The sequence below is a fragment of the Dyella tabacisoli genome (assembly GCF_003350925.1).
Taxonomy (GTDB): domain Bacteria; phylum Pseudomonadota; class Gammaproteobacteria; order Xanthomonadales; family Rhodanobacteraceae; genus Dyella_C; species Dyella_C tabacisoli.
This window is the reverse complement of sequence record NZ_KZ857179.1, coordinates 202,643-220,132: the sequence shown is the minus strand read 5'-3', so window position 1 is coordinate 220,132 and position 17,490 is coordinate 202,643. Positions and strand designations below refer to the sequence as shown.

The following is a 17,490-nucleotide window of genomic DNA, read 5'->3' as shown; positions in this document are numbered from 1 at the left end:
GGATCCAGCCATGAACACACAGAAAACAGTATTGGTTATCGGCGCCAACGGCGGCATCGGCCATGAGTCGTGCGTTGCACTCCTGCGCCACGGCTGGCGGGTACGTGCCCTGGTGCGCACGCCCAGGGCCAACGCGCAGACCGGTATCGAGTGGTTCACCGGCGACGCCATGAACGCCGCCGATGTACTGCGCGCCGCCGAAGGCGTCGAGCTGATCGTCCATGCGGTCAATCCACCGGGCTACCGTGACTGGGACAAGCTGGTATTGCCGATGCTCGACAACACGATTGCCGCGGCCAAGGCAGTCGGCGCGCGGATCGTGCTGCCGGGCACCATCTACAACTTCGGGCCGGATGCCTTTCCCGCGCTGACTGAGCATTCGCCGCAACATCCACTGACTCGCAAGGGCGAAATCCGTGTCGAGATGGAACGCCGCCTTGCCGCGGCGGCCGAGACCGGCGCGCCTGCGCTGATCCTGCGCTGCGGTGATTTCTTCGGGCCGCAGCCCGGCAACAACTGGCTGTCGCAAGGTCTGATTAAACAGGGTGCGCCTGTTCGCACGGTGCAATACCCCGGCCCAAGCGAGATCGGGCACGCATGGGCCTATCTGCCGGATGTCGGCGAAACACTGGCTCGGCTGGTCGATCGTGCCGGTGAGCTGGGCCGATTTGAGGTATTTCACTTCGGCGGTTATTGGCTGGATGGCCATGAGATGACCGCGACGATCCGCCGCTCCGCGAACAATCCCAGCATTGCCTTGGGCCGCTTTCCCTGGTGGCTGGTCACGCTGGCGGCGCCCTTTATGCAGACCCTGCGCGAGCTGCGCAAGATGCGTTATTTGTGGCGCGCGCCGATCAAGCTGGACGACCGCAAATTGCTCGCTTTTCTCGGCGCCAAGCCTTACACGCCTATCGATGATGCGATGCGCGCGACGTTGGCGGGTAATGGTTGTTTGTGATGTCCGACAACCTTCTCGCATGCAAGGTTTGACCCCCTCCCAGCCTCCCCCTACGACCGAAGGAAGTCCCCTTTTCGGGACAAGCAGGGGGAGGAGCTAAAAGCGTAGGGTTGGGAGGGGTCAGGGCTTGCGCGAGCTTCACTCACGTACCTCGCGGCTTGGCCCGATGCGTAGGCGCGGCAGTCCACGGATCATCGGGCCAGGGATGGCGCGGATAACGGCCTTTCAGCTCTTTCTTTACCTCGGGATAAGTGCGCTCCCAGAAGCCTTTCAAGTCCTGGGTAATCTGGATCGGACGACCGCCCGGCGACAGCAGATGCAAGGTGACGGGTATACGGCCGCCGGCGATACGCGGTGTGTCGGCGAGGCCAAACAGCTCTTGCAGCTTTACCGCCAGTACCGGAGGTTCGTCCGGGGCGTATTCGAGTCGGCGGGTCATGCCGCTGGGTACGGTGAGGCTTTCAGGCGCCTGTGCATCGAGCTGGCGGCGTTGCTCGTAATCGAACAACGAGGTCAGCGCTTGCGATAGTTCTTCTGCGCTCAGCGCGTCGAGTCGGCGCTTGCCGTTGAGGTAGGGTGCCAGCCAGTCATCCATGGATTCGAGCAGAGCCGTGTCCGATACATCGGGCAAGCCCAGCTCGGGCATCCATGCGCGCAACGCCTGCATGCGTGCGCGCACGCGCCGCGCGTTTTCGCTCCACGGTAATGCAGCGATACCTTTGATGCGTATCGCCGCGAGCAAGGCAGGCAGGGCATCTTCGGGCTTCACCGGCACGCTGCGGCGATCGAGCACGATGGCGGCGTAGCGACGCTCTTCAAAGGCTTCGACGGCGTTGCGTTCATCGTTCCAGCGCAAGACGCGTTCGCGACGGAATTGCGCGGGGTAATCGCGCTCCAGCACGCGCGCGTCAAGCGGCGCAGCGGCCAGGATCAGGCTGTCGCGTGCCTCAAATCGCAGATCCAGCGCGACCAGCCACGGCTCGCCCAGCAAGGCCGTCTGGTCGTGCAAGCGCGCGCCACGACCGTTAGCCAGCGTATAGCGCAATGGATTGGCTTCGTCACGGCGCGCGACACGATCGGGAAAAGCGTGCAGCAGCAGATCACCGATTGCATGGCTATCGGGCACGCCGCTGGCGGAAGTACGGACGTCCAGACGTCTGCGCCAGCCTTTGCTCGCTTGCTCGATCGCGGCCAGCGCGCCGGCATCGGCGCCGCTGCGGCCACTCGCTGCATGGCGGTCGCGCCAGGCATGCAGTGCAGTAACCCGCAAACGGAAATCGTCGCTGCGCGCTTGTTCGCCACGTAGCGGTGAGCGTGCCTCCATCAGCGCCAACAGATCGGCGATCAAGGCGCGTAGCTCAACGGGTGCGCGCAATGCGGCAGCGGCCAACCGTGGTGTGGCGCCGAGTTCCAGCATGCGCCGGCCCAATGCGGTGATGCGCGCATCGAGATCGAGCGCGCCGAGCTGGCCCAGCAGCTCGCGTGCTTGCGCCAAGGCACCGGATGGCGGTGGCTCCAGCCAGGGCAAGGCCGCGCTTCCCCAGGCAGCCAGCTCCAAGGCCAAACCGGAAAGTTCGGCTTGGGTAATCTCCGCCGTGCGTGCGCTATCGAGTCGTTTGCTTTGCGGCCACAACCGATAGGCGGTGCCTTCGGCGACACGACCGGCGCGGCCGGCACGCTGGTCGGCCGAGGCTTGCGAGATGTTGACCGTTTCCAAGCGGGTGAAGCCGGAGTTGGGATCAAAGCGCGGCTCACGCGCCAGGCCCGCATCGACCACCGCGCGGATGCCTGGCAAAGTGACGCTGGATTCAGCGACATTGGTCGCCAGCACGATCCGCCGCATGCCAGGCTCGGCAGGTGACAAGGCCGATTGCTGCTCGGCCAACGACAGCTCGCCGTGCAGGGCGACGACTTCGACGTCATCCCGATCCAGCGCCTGCTGCAGCACGACCTGGGTTCGGGCGATTTCGCGGCGCCCCGGCAAAAACGCCAGCACGTCGCCCTCGTTTTCGCTCAATGCCTGGCGCGTGACGCGGGCAAGCTGGTGCTCGATGCTTTCTTGCGTACGTGCCGGCGGATGCTCGATACGCACCGGGTAGCTGCGGCCGGGGCTGCTGATGCGCGGCGCATCCAGCCATTGCGCGATGCGCTCGCCGTCGAGCGTGGCCGACATCACCACGATGCGCAGCTCGGGCCGCAGCGTGGCCTGCACATCCAGCGCCAGCGCCGCGCCGAGATCGCCGGCGAGATGGCGCTCGTGGAATTCATCGAACAGGATCACGCCGATACCGCTCAGTTCCGGGTCGTCCTGAATCAGCCGGGTAAGAATGCCTTCGGTGACCACTTCGACCCGCGTGGCGGCGCTAATCTTCGATTCAAAACGGATGCGATAGCCGACGGTTTGACCTACATCCTCGCCTAACTGACGCGCCATGAATTGGGCGGCGGCACGCGCGGCGATACGGCGCGGCTCCAGCATCAGGATCTTCTGGCCGCTCAACCAGGATGCATCGAGCAAGGCCAACGGCACTTGAGTGGTTTTACCGGCGCCGGGCGGCGCCTCCAGCACCAGTCGCGGCTGCGCGTCGAGCGAAGCGCAGATCTCGGGCAGCAGCGGAGTGATCGGAAAGCTGGGAGTGCGTACAGTCATACGCGGGGATGATAGCGGCGACCGTTGCGGCTTTATCGCTTCGCCTCATCACCCTCTCCCCCTGAGGGGAGAGGGTGCACGCCACTACGGTTTCGCGGCAGGTACCACTTGGCTACCCTGGCGTAACGGCGTCAACGATTCAAACTTCTGCTGATATTCGTCGGTGACCTGCTTGGCCTCTTCGCCACTGGTAATCACTTTGGGCGTGATTAGCACGATCAGCTCGGTGCGCTTGCGGTTGCGGCTGGTGGTACCGAACAGCCGGCCAAGATACGGAATGCGGCTCAAGCCGGGGACGCCGTTATCGTTGTTCTGGTCGTTCTGCTGGATCAAGCCACCGAGCAAGACGGTCTGGCCGCTCTGCACCGCGACCTGTGTACTCATCGCGCGTTGTGAAACCGTGGGGTTGACTGCTCCTGCCGCGGTCGTGGGCGTGCTTACCTGCTGTTGGATATTGAGGTACACCAGGCCGCCGGGATTGACGCGCGGCTGCACGGCAAGGATGACGCCGGTACTCAAATAGTTGACCGAATTGTAGGTGGCCGTGCCGACACCAGGATTGACGCTGGTGGTATTGATCGGCACTTGATCGCCCACTTGAATCTGCGCGGTCTGATTGTTCAACACGACCAGCGACGGCGCCGACAAGGTCTTGGTGTTGCCGCTGGTTTCCAAGGCGCGCACGGCGACCTGCATATTGCTGTTCATGAAGGAATAGAAGAACGGCTCGCCGTTGAAGGTATTGCCGCCCGAACCGAGACCGATTTGTCGATGGCGATAAGGCTCGCCGGGGGTAATCGTGGTGCCGCCGCTGCCATCGGGCTTGGATGTGCTGCCGGTCAAACCCTCCAGATACCACTGCACGCCGAACTGGAACTGGTTGGTCAAAGACACTTCCAGGATGCGCGTTTCGATCTGCACCTGTAGCGGTGTGTTGTCCAGCTTCTTGATCGCGGCTTCGATCTCCGCCCACTGCGACGGCCGCGCCCGTACTAGCAATTGGTTATTGTCGTCGACCGAACTGATGCGGATGCTGCCATCTTCGGAAGCGTATTGCTGGCCGCCTTGTGAGCCACTGCCGCCACCGATGCCGCCGCCGCCCGCACCGGAGCGTCCGCCGAACGAGCTGCCGCTGGAACCCAAACCACCGCCGATACCGCCGCCAATGCCACCACTGCCGCCGCCACTGCTGCCCAAACCACCGGTGCCGCCGCCCAAGCCGCCGCCAATGCCACCTGTACCGCCACCGATACCGCCCGTGCCGCCGCCGATGCCACCGCTGGTGCTGCTGCCGAAACTGCCCGCGGTGCTGCCCATGCCGCTGGCCGAACCGTTGGCGTTGTCGCTGCTGCCGAGTGTCCCGGCGTTGAGGCCAGGCCCCACCTTGCCGCCACTGCCGCCACCACCGCCGCCGGCGTAGATCTGCGCAAGGTACTGCGCCAGATCGGAGGCTTTGAGGTTGCGTACGTCATAGACGAACAGCTCCGGCTCGTTGCCGCCGCCGCGATCGATCTTTTCGATCCAGCCGCCGATTTCATGCAGATAGCTGGGTTGGGTGCTAATCACCACCAGCGCATTGGTGCGCTCGATGGGGATAAAGCGAAACATGCCGGCCAACGGCGTATCGCCTTTGGCGCCGAACATGCCATCGAGCCGGGGCAACAGTTCGGCGACGGTGGCGTGCTTCAAACTGAAAACGCCGACCGACATGCCGCGCAGCCAATCCACGTCAAAGGTATTGATGGTGCGCTGATAGTTAGTCAGCTCTTGCGGCGTGCCGGACATCACCAGCAAGTTGCGCGATGAATCGACCAGCAACACCGCATCGGCGCGGGCGAATGGCTTAATCAGCTTCTGCATCTCGGTGGCCGCGATGTAGCGCAGCGAGAACAGCCGTGCTTGCAAGCCGGCCTGCGGCGCGGCGGCGCCGAGACTGGGCACCAGGTTACCGGCGACCGCGTCTTTGGCTGGCATCACCACATAGCCGCCGTCGCGCTGTACCAGGGCGTTGCCGGTCCAGGCCAGCAGGGTTTCGAGAATCGGCAGCGCCTGACTGCTGTCCACCGGCTCGGCGGTGGAGAACGACACATTGCCCTGTACACCCGGCACGATGGTGTAGTTCTGTTTGAGCAAGTCGCCGAGGATGGCTTTGACCACCGCCGGTACCGGCTGGTTTTCGAAATTGAAGGTTACCGCGCCGTCGCCGCTGGCCAACTTGCGCGGGCTGCTCAGGCCCGTGGGCTTGATGAACTGACCGCTGCCGACGTTGAGCTGCGGCTGCACGGCTGCGTCCTGGTCGGGGCGAATGCCGGTATTGAGCGGCAACGGCGCCGGCGCCGGTTTTTCGGTGCCGGCCATGGCCTCGCGCTGCAAGGCGCCATCGTCGCGCGGCGGCGGCAGGCTGGAACAACCGGCCACCCATATCGCCAAAGCGAGGGTGCCGAAACGGCGAGCCGGAGAAATGAGCGTGCGGGACATGAATCAACGTACTCCTTCGGGGGCTGCGGCTTGCTCGGCGCGGCGTTTCAAGATGTTGGCTTTGAGCTGTCGTATGCGTTCGGCTTGTTGTACATCCGCAGCCTGCGGCGGAGGCGTTGCATTGTTTGGTACCTGCTGCACTTGCATCACCGGGGCCGAAGGGCCGTTGCTTACGACCGGTGGCGGCGGCTGCATGGGTACCGCCATGCCGGGCATCGGCGGCGGCACATTATTGGCATTGGCATCGTTTGGCGAAGGCGGCGTTATCGGCGCGCCGGCCGGCAGATTCAACTCAGTGCGTCCGCTGGCGCCTTCAAACACGGCGGTGCGCGGCTTGAGTTCGGCCAGTTTCCAACTGCCATCGGGCAGGCTGTCGCCTTCGCGCACGCGCACATGTTTGTCGCCGCTCTTGTCGTGCAGCAAAGCCATATGCAGGTCGCGCGTGAGAATGATGCCGGTCAGTTCCATGTCGCCCAGATTGCCCCCTTCACTGGCGGCACGCGCTATCGGTTTGCGATCGGGGTTGAACAATGGCTTTTGCCATACGATCGCGAACTGCTCCAACGGCAACGGCGTGGGCAAGCCGCTATCGTCGCGCGCTGCGGGCAGCGGCGGCGTCGGTCGCGGTGGATTCCAATACACGCCGCGGCCGATGCCGCTCAACAGCAGCACCCAGAGCAGCCCGAACACGAGCGCGGTGCCGGCCAGCCATGGGGTGATGCGTCGCTGCGAGGCCGCGTTCACAAAGCTTCTTCCGGTGGGGCGGCAACCGCTGCTGCCGGGGCGCCATGGGCCAGGCGCACATAGCCAGAGAGAGTGAACTGCACCTCTAGCGGCGGCGCCGCGTTTTTCTGTGCCGCCACCGGGTTGCGGTAGATGCTCATGTCATCGACGAACAGGTATGGCGAGCCTTGCTCCAAGGTTTGCAACACCGAGCCGAACGGCTGTATGTCGCAACGCAGGCTGATGCTCACGGCCACTTTCCGGTACGGCTCGCCATCGTCGGTGCGCGGATTGGGCACCGGCATTTTCTGGATCACGTCGCAACTGCCGCCTTGCGGGTGCGCGGCCACTACATCGACCACGCGTTGCATCAAGCCGGCCGCCGCCGCGTTGGGATCGTTCTCGGGCAAGAACGCACTGCTCGCCGCCTGGCCTTGGCCGAGCGCGGCGATGCGTTGTTGCAATTGCGGCTTTTCGGCGATGGCCGCCGCGTAGCGGCTTTGGGTATCGCGCAGGTCGGCCATATCGGCACTCATGCTCCGTAGCGGCGCCACAAACCACCAATGCAGCAATAAGAAATAGCCCAGCACGAGGACCAAGAGCAGCAGCCCGACGGCCGCAATGCGGCTCTCGCGCGGCTTGAGCTTGGTCAATTTCATAGCACGCTCCCGCCATGTGCCGGCGCGGATGGCGGCTTGGGCTTGGCATCGGCGATCTTGCGCAACTGCGCCACCATGTAAAAACGCTCCTTGCTGGTACTGGGATCGGCCTGGATAGTGCCCTGGAAATTGGCATCGGCGATGACAGTGGAGTCTTTCAGCGCATCGACCAGTTTTGCCGCTTGTGCGCTCTGCCCCTGGAAACCCACCTGACCGTTGTTGTCGATGCTCAGGCGTTCCAGCCAGGCGTTATCAGGCAAGCGTTGGGTGAGATCCTGCAGAACGCTCAGCGCCGACACCGTATGCTTTTTGCGCGCGGCCAGAAAACCGGCCGCCCCGGCGTTGTCTTGCAACTGCTGTCGCAAGGCCGATACCTGCTGGGCGTCGGTGCGCATGCTTTCGACTTGGGTGCGCATGGCCTCCAGCGTGCTTTGGCGATTGTGCAGCCACTGCGCCAGCACCAGCACCAGCAGCACGAGCGCACCCGCGGCCAGCGCCCAATTGAGTTGCTGGCGCGGATGACTCCGGCGTGGAGCCTGTTCGGGCGGCAGCAAATTCACCCCCAGACGCCCATGGCCCACGGCCATATCCACCGCATCGACGCCAATGCCCAGCACGCTCAACCGCTCAAGCAACGGATCGAGCGTGGTGCGCGGCACCACTACCAATTCGGCGGCGAAACGGCCGGCCGAGGCGGGTGCGTTCAATTCGTGCAGGTCGTAGCGCACTTGCTCGGCACGGAACGGCGTCTGTCGATCCATTTCGAAGGCACCGACCTGCTGCAGGCTGTCTCGCGCCGCCAGCGGAAGCATCACGGTGCGACGCAATACGACACTCGCCGGCAGACACAGCGCCAGGCGCAAGTCTTCGTGATCGACGCCGCGCAAGGCATCGGCCAGCGCCGTTTGTTGCTCGGCGGGATCGAGGCTGTCGCTCCAGCTTGCCAATGGCTCGCTATGGTCGGCGCGGCGCAGTCGCCAGTGGTCGCCGTCACGCTCCAGCAAATGCCAAAGCGCACCGCCACCGAACAAGCTGCGCCAGCGCGTCGGCAACAAGGCCGCCAACTCCTCGCCCCACCACGCAAAGAAACGCGGTAACGGCGATGCGCGCCAGGCGCGTCGCAGGCGGTCCAGCGGCATGCGCAATGACTGCGGAGTGGAGAGCCTGCTCATATCTTCATGCTCATAACTTCACTGTAGTCCGCAGTTGTCGCTGAGCGGCCGTCCATCGGGCCGGGTCTGGATGCATGCCAACCAACGGCGTCACTCGGTGACGTATCGACATACGCTCTCTCGTCGCTGGCTGCACGCGCAGGCGAATCGACCCCAGCGCGGGCCACGAGGAAGCTATGAACAGACTTGGCATTCTTCACTCCCCGTCTCCTTCCTGCCAACGCAATACCGCGTACGGTGTCGCGCCGGGTCGAATTCCTTGTAATCGTACGGTGGTGCGCAGCACCGCGACGGTGCCGTCGGCCAACGTCGCCTCAGACCGAATACTATGCGTTACTCCTTGAAAGCCGACTAGGGCTGGCGTGCCCTGTTTTGCTTGCCGTGCGGCATACAGCGCATTTGCCTGATTCGGATCCATCCCCGGAATAGCCGCCAGCGCCAGCAACGGCGCGGTGGCCACATCAGGGCTATCGCGCCCTGACCACAGCGTTACTACCGGTGCCACCGTGCGATAAAGCGCCTGATTCATGCCCAACACGAGCTGCAACTCCTCGATGCTGGCGAAGGGCCCCTTACGTGGACCGTAATCGCGCCCCGCAGTTGCATACGCAGCATCTTGCTGTCCCGCACCGCGGGGGCCCAGGCCAAAACTACGCCATTCGACCACTCGCCCGGCCAGTTCTTGCGCTTGCGCGTCGGGCAAGCCGGCCGCATGGAACAGGCCCTGCAGCACGTTCGGATTGGCGGCGTTGAGATCGACTTTGCCGCCTTCATCGATGATCGTGACTTTGACGTCAGCCTCTTCGTACTTGAAGGGGTAGACGCGCCCATCGGGCACCCACCGATTTTGCTGCTGGGTATCTTGCAAGCCGTAGATCGCGCGCATCACCCCGGCCTCCGCGGCGTAATGCGCCTGGGTCTGCGCAAACTGATAACGCGCCTGCATGGCCTCGGTACGCGCCAGCATGGCGTAGCCGCCGAGCAGAATCGCCAGCAAAGTGCAGGCCCACAGTACGACGAGCAACGCAACGCCGCGTTGGCGCCGAGCGGCGTGGATCGAGGGGCGCGTCTTCATCGCGCGTGATCGCTCGACATTGTCTTTATCGTCGATGGAACACGGGGAGGAGCTGAAGCTTGCCGCGAGCTCGTACCCTTCCCCAACCCTCCCCTGCGCGCAGGGGAGGGAGCGGACTGAGTTGGAGATGAAGTGTCTGGGCATCATCGGATCGGTTGCCCGCGATTGAGCCCGCGCAGCAGGTTGGCTTGCCCGCCGCTGGCGGTGGGATCGACCCGCAACGATGCGTCCATTCGCGGCCAGCCGTAGTTGCCGTCCAGCTTCAGCTCGATGCGCACCGCGACCGGCAGCATGCGGCCATCGCTCCAATCGCCATGCCACGAACCCATTTGCTCTTCGGTATCGCTGTTGCGATAGACAAAACGACCGCCTTGCACATCGTCGAGCAAGACCTCGGGCTCGCCGAGCGGGTGCGGTGCGCTGCCATCGGGTGGCAGCAAGGCAAAGCTGGCCTCCAGCCGCGAGCCGCCTTTACCGTTGGAAACCAGCCGTAGCTGCTGCAATTGCGGGCCAAGCTTGCCCAGATAACCGGGCAGCGGCGCCACGAAGCGCATCTCGTGCTCGCTGCCGACGAAATAAATGCTGTCGCCGTTGTCGGTATGTGCAAGCGGCACGGCCAAAACTTGCGCCAGCTCACGCCGCAAAAATTGCTGCGCCGAACGAATCTGATCCAGCCGCTCGATCGCCGCCGAACCCGAGCGCACGCTATGCGTCGCGGTGCGCACGCCGGAGTACACGCCGAGCAACAACAGCGCCAGCAAGGCCAGCGCGCCGAGAACCTCCAGCAGGGTGAAGCCGCTGGCGCGCGTTGCGCGCTGGGAACGGGGAATGGGGAACGGGGAACGGGGGGGAGCAACAGCAATGGCGCAACGTTCTGCTCCGAAGAAGGGGCTTAGAGAAAAATGGCATGGAAAAAAACGCGGCGCCGAGCTATCGCCGCGCCTGCACGTTCCCCGTTCCCCATTCCCCGTTCCCCGCTTCATCGCGTCAACATCGGCAACTGGCCGCCCCCATGAGCACTGGCCAAACGCAACGTACTGAAGTGTGCTGCGCGTTCGTGTGCCTGCGATCCCCAGAGTACGTCCAGATCCACCTTGTACACGCGCAGCGGTGCATCCGGGTTGGCGTTGCCTGGGCTCCATGGAGCGACTTTGAGACGCCAACGGTATTGCGCGTTAAAGCGGCCTTCCCGGCCGCCTGGTTGCAGCGGCGCATCCAGGTCGACGGTGTCGAGCAGGCTACGCGCCCATAGTGCCGCTTGCGCGTGGTCGGCCGCGTTATTGGTCAGGCCGATCGAACTGCCCGCCACCTGCATCAAGGCAGCGAAAGTAATCGCCAGCAACAGAATCGCCGCAATCACTTCCAGCAAGCTGAAGCCATTCGCGCGCTTTGCGCGCGGGGAACGGGGAACGGGGAACGGGGAATGGGGAAGAGCAACCGCGGTGGCGCAACCCGCTGCCTCGGAGAAAAGACGTAGAAAAGAACGCGGCACCAAGCTCTCGCCACGCCTGCATGTTCCCCGTTCCCCGTTCCCCATTCCCCGCTTCATTTCACTTCCACGCTAACCGCACCGGTCAGCCACGACACATTCACCAACCACTGCCGCTTCTCTCGCTGCAAGGTGATGTGCCCGCCGGTAGAACTGCCATCGGGGAAAAAGCGGATGCGCCCGGTAGTGGCGCTGGGCTGGTCTTCCTTGGCGCTGGTGATGCTTAGTTTCATACCTTTGGGTAGACGTACATCGCGACCGTTGACGCCTCGATAAGTAATCGCACGGGTGTCTACATCGAAGGCCTGCTCTTTGCCGCGCACGATCGCCTGCGTTCGCGTTGCCCGCAATGCGGCGGCCAGCTCACCGCTGGCCGCATTGACGCGTGCGCTGGCCAGGCCTTGCGATACCGAAAGCGATACGGCGGTGGCGGCGATGCCGATCAACAAAATGACGGCGAGCATTTCCAACAGCGTAAAACCACGCGCACGCACACCACCTGGGGAACAGGGAACAGGGAACAGGGAACAGGAAAGAGCGACAGACCCCGGCGTTGCCGCGGCCCCCCGTTCCCTGCTCCCTGTTCCCCGTTCCCCCATAGTCATTGCCAGTTACCGACGTCGGCGCTATAGCCTTCACCGCCGGGCTGGCCGTCCTGACCATAGAAAATCAAATCGAAGCTGCCGTGGTCGCCCGGATATTTGTAGCCGAAGGGGTGGCCCCACGGATCTTTCAGCTCGGACTCTTTCGCATACGGACCTTGCCAATTGCGCGCAGTGGCCGGCTTGACCATAAGGTCTTGCAGTTGCGCCGGCGGCGCGCCGTTATCCAGCGCGTAGTTTTCGATTTTCTGCGACAGCGTGGTCAACTGCGCCTTGCCCGCACCATATTTGCCCTTGTCCACATTCTTGCCGACCTGGGTCACCACCACGGCGCCGATGATGCCGATCAGCACGATCACGGCGAGCATTTCCAGCAAGGTGAAGCCCATAGCGCGCTTTGCGCGCGGGGAACGGGAAATGGGGAACGGGGAACGGATAGGCACGGTAACGCTTGAGCTTGCGGCGCTTCCCTGTTCCCTGCTCTCTGTTTCCTGTGCCCGCTTCATCATCCACATAGTCATCTCATTCCTCCGATGTAATCATTGAATATTGCTAGTAAGACTGAGCAGCGGCAGCAAGATGGCAGCCATGATGATCGCCACCATCACGGTCATCACGATGGTCAAGGCCGGCACCAGGGCAGCAAGCAGACGGTCGATCGAGCGCTTGGATTCAATATCGAAAGTGTCGGCGACCTTTAGCAGCATGGTATCGAGCTGGCCGGCCTCCTCGCCCACTTGCACCATTTGCAGGGCCAGTCTTGGAAACCGCTGAGATTGCGCCAAAGCCAGGCTTAGACCACCGCCACCCTTCACCTGTTCCGCAGCTTGTTCGAGTGCTGCGTCAAGCGCACGGTTGGACGTGACCTGGCGCGAGATGCCTATGGCCGAAAGCAGCGGCACGCCGTTTTTCAGCAAGGTGCCGAGCGTGCGCGCGATGCGCGCGGTTTCGACTTTCAGCAGCAAGGGACCGACCATGCGCATGGTCAGCAACTTGCCATGCCAGGCCAGCCGGGCAGCCGGGTCGCGTAAGCGAGCCCGCCAAAAGGCGATACCACCGACCAGTACCAGCAAAATCAGCCACCACCAGGCTTGCAAGGTATTGCCGATGGCCAGCACGATCTGGGTAATCAGCGGAATCGGCACCTGCATGTCTTCAAAGATCGGCACGAACTGCGGCACCACATAGGCCAGCAACAGCACCAGCGAGCCAAGCACGCCGACCATCAGAAAGGCCGGATAGATCAGCGCATTGACGATGCTGCCGCGCAATTGCTGCGCGCGCTCCAGATAATCGGCCAGCCGGCGCAAGGTATCTTCGAGCGAACCGCCCGCCTCGCCCGCGCGCACCAGGCTGATGTAGAGCTTGGGGAAAACACCGTGTTCCTCGTCCAAGGCCTGCGACAGCGGCGTACCGCCGCGCACGCGGTCGCGCACCCGCTCGACCAGCTTCTTGGCGCGCTCGCCCTCGGGCAGCTCGAGCAAAATGCCGAGCGCGCGATCCAACGGCTGGCCCGCACCGAGCAAGGTGGCGAGCTGATGGGTGAACTGCGCCAGCTCATCACCGGTGAACGGGCCTCGCTTGAACAACCCTGCAAGCCCGCTGCCGCCACTTTCGGCATCGGCTGGCTGTGCGTCGAGCGGCGTGTGGCCTTGGTCCTGCAGGCGACTGATGACCTCCTCGACACTGGAAGCCTCCATCTGCCCCTGCAGCATTTCGCCGGCATCACTGACGGCGCGATAGCGGAACTGGCTCATGGCGCGGGCCCCGAACGCAGGAAAAGGCCGGCGATCTCGACTGCTGCGCTACCCGTGTTCGATATCCGACTGTCGACGCTCCGCTCCGTGTCTTCAACTCTCCTGCGTAACACGCATCACCTCCTCAAGCGTGGTGACGCCGGCGATAGCCTTGGCGATGCCGTCTTCATACATAGTGCGCATGCCTTCGGCGCGGGCTTGGCGCTCGATCTCGCCGGCATCGGCGCGGCGCATCACCAGGCGGCGCAGCGGGTCGCTCATCACCAGAAATTCCATGATGGCGCGGCGACCGCGATAGCCGGTGGGGTTAGCGGTGCTGCTGCCGGGCTTCCACAGGCGGATCGGGCGTTCGTCGGTGTATTTATGCAGCTCGAACTGCTCGATCACTTCGGGCAGGGCTTCGTACGAAGTCGCCGTTTCGGGATCGAGGCGGCGCACCAGACGCTGCGCCAGAATACCGTTGACGGTGGAGCCGAGCAGGTAATCCTCCACGCCCATGTCGAGCAAGCGGGTGATGCCGCCGGCAGCGCTGTTGGTGTGCAGGGTGGATAGCACCAAGTGACCGGTGAGCGCGGACTGGATGGCGATGCGGCAGGTTTCCAGATCGCGCATTTCGCCGATCATGATGACGTCGGGATCCTGGCGCACGATCGAACGAAGCGCGCCGGCGAAGTCCAGACCGATCTGCGGCTTGACCTGGATCTGGTTGATGCCTTCGATCTGATATTCCACCGGATCTTCGACCGTGATGATTTTCACGTCGGCCGTATTGATCTGCGACAGCGCGGTATACAGCGTGGTGGTTTTGCCCGAGCCGGTGGGGCCGGTCACCAGCAAGATACCGTGCGGGCGCTCCAGCACATCGACAAAACGTTGCTGGAAGTTATCGGTGAAACCGAGCGAGGCGAAGTCGAATACCACCGACTCGCGATCGAGAATACGCATCACCACCGACTCGCCAAAACTGGTCGGCACGGTAGAGACGCGAAGATCCAGCTCCTTGCCCTGCACGCGCAGTTGGATGCGACCGTCTTGCGGCAGGCGGCGCTCGGCGATATTGAGCTTGGCCATGATCTTCACGCGCGAAATCACCGCGGCGGTCGAACTGGCCGGCGGCGCCTCCACTTCGTGCAGCACGCCGTCGATGCGGTAGCGCACCTTGAGCCGGTTTTCGAACGGCTCGATATGTACGTCCGAAGCGCGCTGCTCCACCGCACGCTGAAGAATGAGATTGACCAGGCGGATCACCGGCGCTTCGGAGGCGAGATCGCGCAGATGCTCGACGTCGTCTTCCACCGCGGCACTGCCGTCGAGGTTCTCCACGATGGTGCCCATGGCTGAACGGCCGGTGCCGTAATAACGTTCGATCAAATCATCGATTTCCGAACGCAAGCCGATGCGCAACGCCACCGGCCGGCCGGCCGCCAGTTCTACCGCCTGCACGGGATACGGATCGGCCGGGTCGGCCACGATCAGTGCCAGCCCGTCTTCACCATCGCGTACCGGCACGACATGTTGTTGCTTTAGAAAACGCAGCGAGATGTCCAATTCGGCCGGCGGCAATTCCGGCGCCTCACGCGCGGCCAGCAAGGGAGCTTGCAGATATTCGGACCAGGCTTCGGCCAGATCGCGCTCGGAAACCAGGCCGAGCCGCGCCATCAAGCCACTGAGCGTGCCTTCGGGCGACTCTTCGTGTAATCGCCGCGCACGGGCGAAATCGCCGTCTTTCAGCCGCCCACGCGCCACCAGCAAGGCGCAGACTCCCGCTTCGCGGTCATCGGTTGCGGTTTTTTTCTCGCTAGTCGCCAATTCCAAGGCTACCGACATGCCACTACCTCACATCCAGATGCGGACCCATGTCCACGACGCATCATGCATCGCTTCCATGACATAGGAACAGCCATAGGCAGCATATTTGTCGAACTTTGCGCGTGCGTTCATCACGAATTCGTCACGAACGCTGTCATGCATGTCGCAGGAATTTGCCCAGCGGACTGCTGGCCAAGCTACAGCCAGATGAGAAGCTAACGTTTCGCAGCGGCGCTTACCCTACCGCCAACCCTCCCCCGCAAGCGCAGGGGAGGGTGTCTTACATCAAGGCTGGGTGCCTGCCGTCTGCACGGCTTTATAGGCATCGAGAATGCCCGCGCCGATAGGCTTGGTGGTGCCGGCGGCCACATGCGGTGCGGCGGCCGTGGACTTCAGCACTGAAGTCACTTGTGCCGATGTCAGCAACGCCTTGCCCAGGGCCAGGCGATAACTCTGCATCAAGGCGACGACACCGGCCACGTGCGGTGTGGCCTGCGAAGTACCGGCCATGCCGCCATAAGTCGCGGTGGTCGGCGTGGTGGTACCGGCATTGATAGTCGACCAGATAAAGCCGGAGTTGGTCTGGGTGCCGCTGGAGCCATCGTTCTGATACACGCCGCCGCCCGGTGCGGCGAGCGTGATGCCTTTGCCGTAGTTGGAGTAGTACGCGCGCCGGCTGGTAATGCCGGTGGCGGCTACGGCAACCACGCCCGAGCAGCTTGCCGGCGAGAAGTTGGACACGTTGGCGTTGCTATTACCGGCAGCCACGATCACCGCCGCGCCACGGCCGATCGCACCGGTAATCGCCGTACCCAGCACACTGGTCGACGCACATGCACCCGAACCGCCCAGGCTCATGCTGATGATCTTCGCCGGATGCGCATTGGCCGGCACGCCCGCCACCGTGCCACCCGAGGCCCAGGTAATGGCATCGGCGATATCGGCATTGGAGCCGCCGCAATGACCGAGCACACGCACCGGTACAACCTGCGCATTGAAGGCCGTACCCGCCATGCCGGTCGTGTTGTTGGTGATCTCGCCGCCTGCCGTGCCGAATACATGGGTACCGTGCCAACTGCTGTTCTTGGCGGTCGAGGTGCTGCTGCACTGCCCCGCCGTAGTCCAGTCGCCGGTATCCCAACCGCCGGAAACACGGCCATCGGTGGCGCGTCCCGACACCGCCGCCGTGGAAATGAAGTCATAGCCGGCATCGGCCAGGCCGAGATTCAGATCGGGATGCTGGGTGACACCGGTATCCAGACTGGCGATAACCACACCACTGCCGTCGGCCAAGCTCCACGCATTCTGGATATTGGCGCCGCCCCAGTTGGCCACATTGGCGTTGAGACTGCTGTCAAAGAAATTGGCGCCGGCGGCCGCGAGATAATCCCATTGGTATCGGGCGTAATACGTATCGTCGGGTGTCGTGAACGTGGCGGCTGCCGCCGGTGCCACGACGTCCACCGCTTGCAGCATGTACTCGGGCTCGACAAAGGCCACCGCCGGATCGGCGGCAATCTGTTTGATGAGGGTCGAGGCCTCCACCGCCGATAACGGGCGCGCCGTGCGTACCAGGTCGGCACCGGCAGCAAGCTTGCGGCCGTAATGAACACCAATGGCCTTGCCCGATGCCGCATTGAGCGATGCCATGCCGCCGGCTATCGCCAGCCTGGCGCGGCTCACCGCCACGCCGACGTTCTGCACAGCCGCCCCCGCATTGCTGTGCTCGGTACTGCCTTTTTTGTAAGTGACGATGAAGCCGCTATAGGTTTGATCGTTTTGCAACGGGCTTACATCGTAATTGCTCGCCAACGTCGGTGGCGCGGAGGTAGAAAATTCACTGGCGGCGGCAGATGCCGAAAAGGCCAGCAGCAAAGATGCAGCGAGTAGTTTCACTTGCACATGCGATGTCATTTATATCCCCTCAAAAAACATGGATGTAATGAGGTGTTTTGCGATATCCCGTTCAACGACCAACCCCTGACAGCGTCCCCCCGTGCTGTCGCAGGCTGCCTCGTCCTTAAGGCCCTCAGTGGTTTCACACAACACGGACAACCCATCCAAGGATGTCCGGGCAGACGGCTGGCGACCGGTTGTCCCCCACCGGTAGCCATGACG

14 protein-coding genes are annotated in these 17,490 nt (G+C 63.3%); 1 reads left to right on the top strand and 13 read right to left on the bottom strand.

The features are described 5' to 3' along the window. Positions 1-10 precede the first annotated feature (10 nt). A complete protein-coding gene (locus DVJ77_RS15940; RefSeq protein WP_114846503.1) occupies positions 11-958 on the top strand; it encodes an NAD(P)H-binding protein in 948 nt (315 codons plus the stop codon). 142 nt (positions 959-1,100) lie between these two features. On the opposite strand, the gene hrpB is transcribed toward DVJ77_RS15940, so the two are convergent. The 13 genes from hrpB to DVJ77_RS15875 all read right to left on the bottom strand — a co-directional run bounded on the left by hrpB (position 1,101) and on the right by DVJ77_RS15875 (position 17,286). Beyond that, positions 1,101-3,608, bottom strand: coding sequence for an ATP-dependent helicase HrpB (hrpB, locus tag DVJ77_RS15935; protein ID WP_114846502.1), 2,508 nt, complete (start codon positions 3,606-3,608; stop codon positions 1,101-1,103). 84 nt (positions 3,609-3,692) lie between these two features. After that, positions 3,693-6,086: a type II secretion system secretin GspD gene (gspD, locus tag DVJ77_RS15930; protein ID WP_114846501.1), complete on the bottom strand. Its 2,394-nt coding sequence runs from the start codon at positions 6,084-6,086 to the stop codon at positions 3,693-3,695. Positions 6,087-6,089: 3 nt separating this feature from the next. Beyond that, positions 6,090-6,830, bottom strand: coding sequence for a general secretion pathway protein GspN (locus tag DVJ77_RS15925; protein ID WP_114846500.1), 741 nt, complete (start codon positions 6,828-6,830; stop codon positions 6,090-6,092). Further along, complete coding sequence (gene gspM / locus DVJ77_RS15920; protein ID WP_114846499.1) at positions 6,827-7,468, bottom strand: type II secretion system protein GspM; 642 nt, start codon at positions 7,466-7,468, stop codon at positions 6,827-6,829. The genes DVJ77_RS15925 and gspM overlap by 4 nt, the downstream gene beginning before the upstream one ends. Further along, a complete protein-coding gene (locus tag DVJ77_RS15915) occupies positions 7,465-8,640 on the bottom strand; it encodes a PilN domain-containing protein (protein ID WP_114846498.1) in 1,176 nt (391 codons plus the stop codon). The genes gspM and DVJ77_RS15915 overlap by 4 nt, the downstream gene beginning before the upstream one ends. A 196-nt stretch (positions 8,641-8,836) precedes the next feature. Beyond that, complete coding sequence (locus DVJ77_RS15910) at positions 8,837-9,715, bottom strand: type II secretion system minor pseudopilin (protein WP_114846497.1); 879 nt, start codon at positions 9,713-9,715, stop codon at positions 8,837-8,839. A 143-nt stretch (positions 9,716-9,858) separates the two neighbouring features. Next, entirely contained in the window at positions 9,859-10,545 is a 687-nt protein-coding gene (locus DVJ77_RS15905; protein WP_225428045.1) for a prepilin-type N-terminal cleavage/methylation domain-containing protein, read from the bottom strand. Positions 10,546-10,694: 149 nt separating this feature from the next. Next, positions 10,695-11,252: a type IV pilus modification PilV family protein gene (locus DVJ77_RS15900; RefSeq protein ID WP_114846495.1), complete on the bottom strand. Its 558-nt coding sequence runs from the start codon at positions 11,250-11,252 to the stop codon at positions 10,695-10,697. An 8-nt stretch (positions 11,253-11,260) separates the two neighbouring features. Then, positions 11,261-11,698, bottom strand: coding sequence for a GspH/FimT family pseudopilin (locus DVJ77_RS15895; protein WP_225428038.1), 438 nt, complete (start codon positions 11,696-11,698; stop codon positions 11,261-11,263). Positions 11,699-11,805: 107 nt separating this feature from the next. Then, positions 11,806-12,195, bottom strand: a complete 390-nt coding sequence (gspG, locus tag DVJ77_RS15890) for a type II secretion system major pseudopilin GspG (RefSeq protein WP_114846493.1) — start codon at positions 12,193-12,195, stop codon at positions 11,806-11,808. A 150-nt stretch (positions 12,196-12,345) separates the two neighbouring features. Further along, complete coding sequence (gspF, locus tag DVJ77_RS15885) at positions 12,346-13,563, bottom strand: type II secretion system inner membrane protein GspF (RefSeq protein WP_114846492.1); 1,218 nt, start codon at positions 13,561-13,563, stop codon at positions 12,346-12,348. Between the two features lie 93 nt (positions 13,564-13,656). After that, positions 13,657-15,390: a type II secretion system ATPase GspE gene (gspE, locus tag DVJ77_RS15880; protein ID WP_114846491.1), complete on the bottom strand. Its 1,734-nt coding sequence runs from the start codon at positions 15,388-15,390 to the stop codon at positions 13,657-13,659. A 267-nt stretch (positions 15,391-15,657) separates the two neighbouring features. After that, positions 15,658-17,286 (bottom strand): S8 family serine peptidase, encoded by a 1,629-nt coding sequence (locus DVJ77_RS15875; RefSeq protein ID WP_114846490.1) that lies wholly within the window; start codon positions 17,284-17,286, stop codon positions 15,658-15,660. Positions 17,287-17,490: the final 204 nt, after the last annotated feature.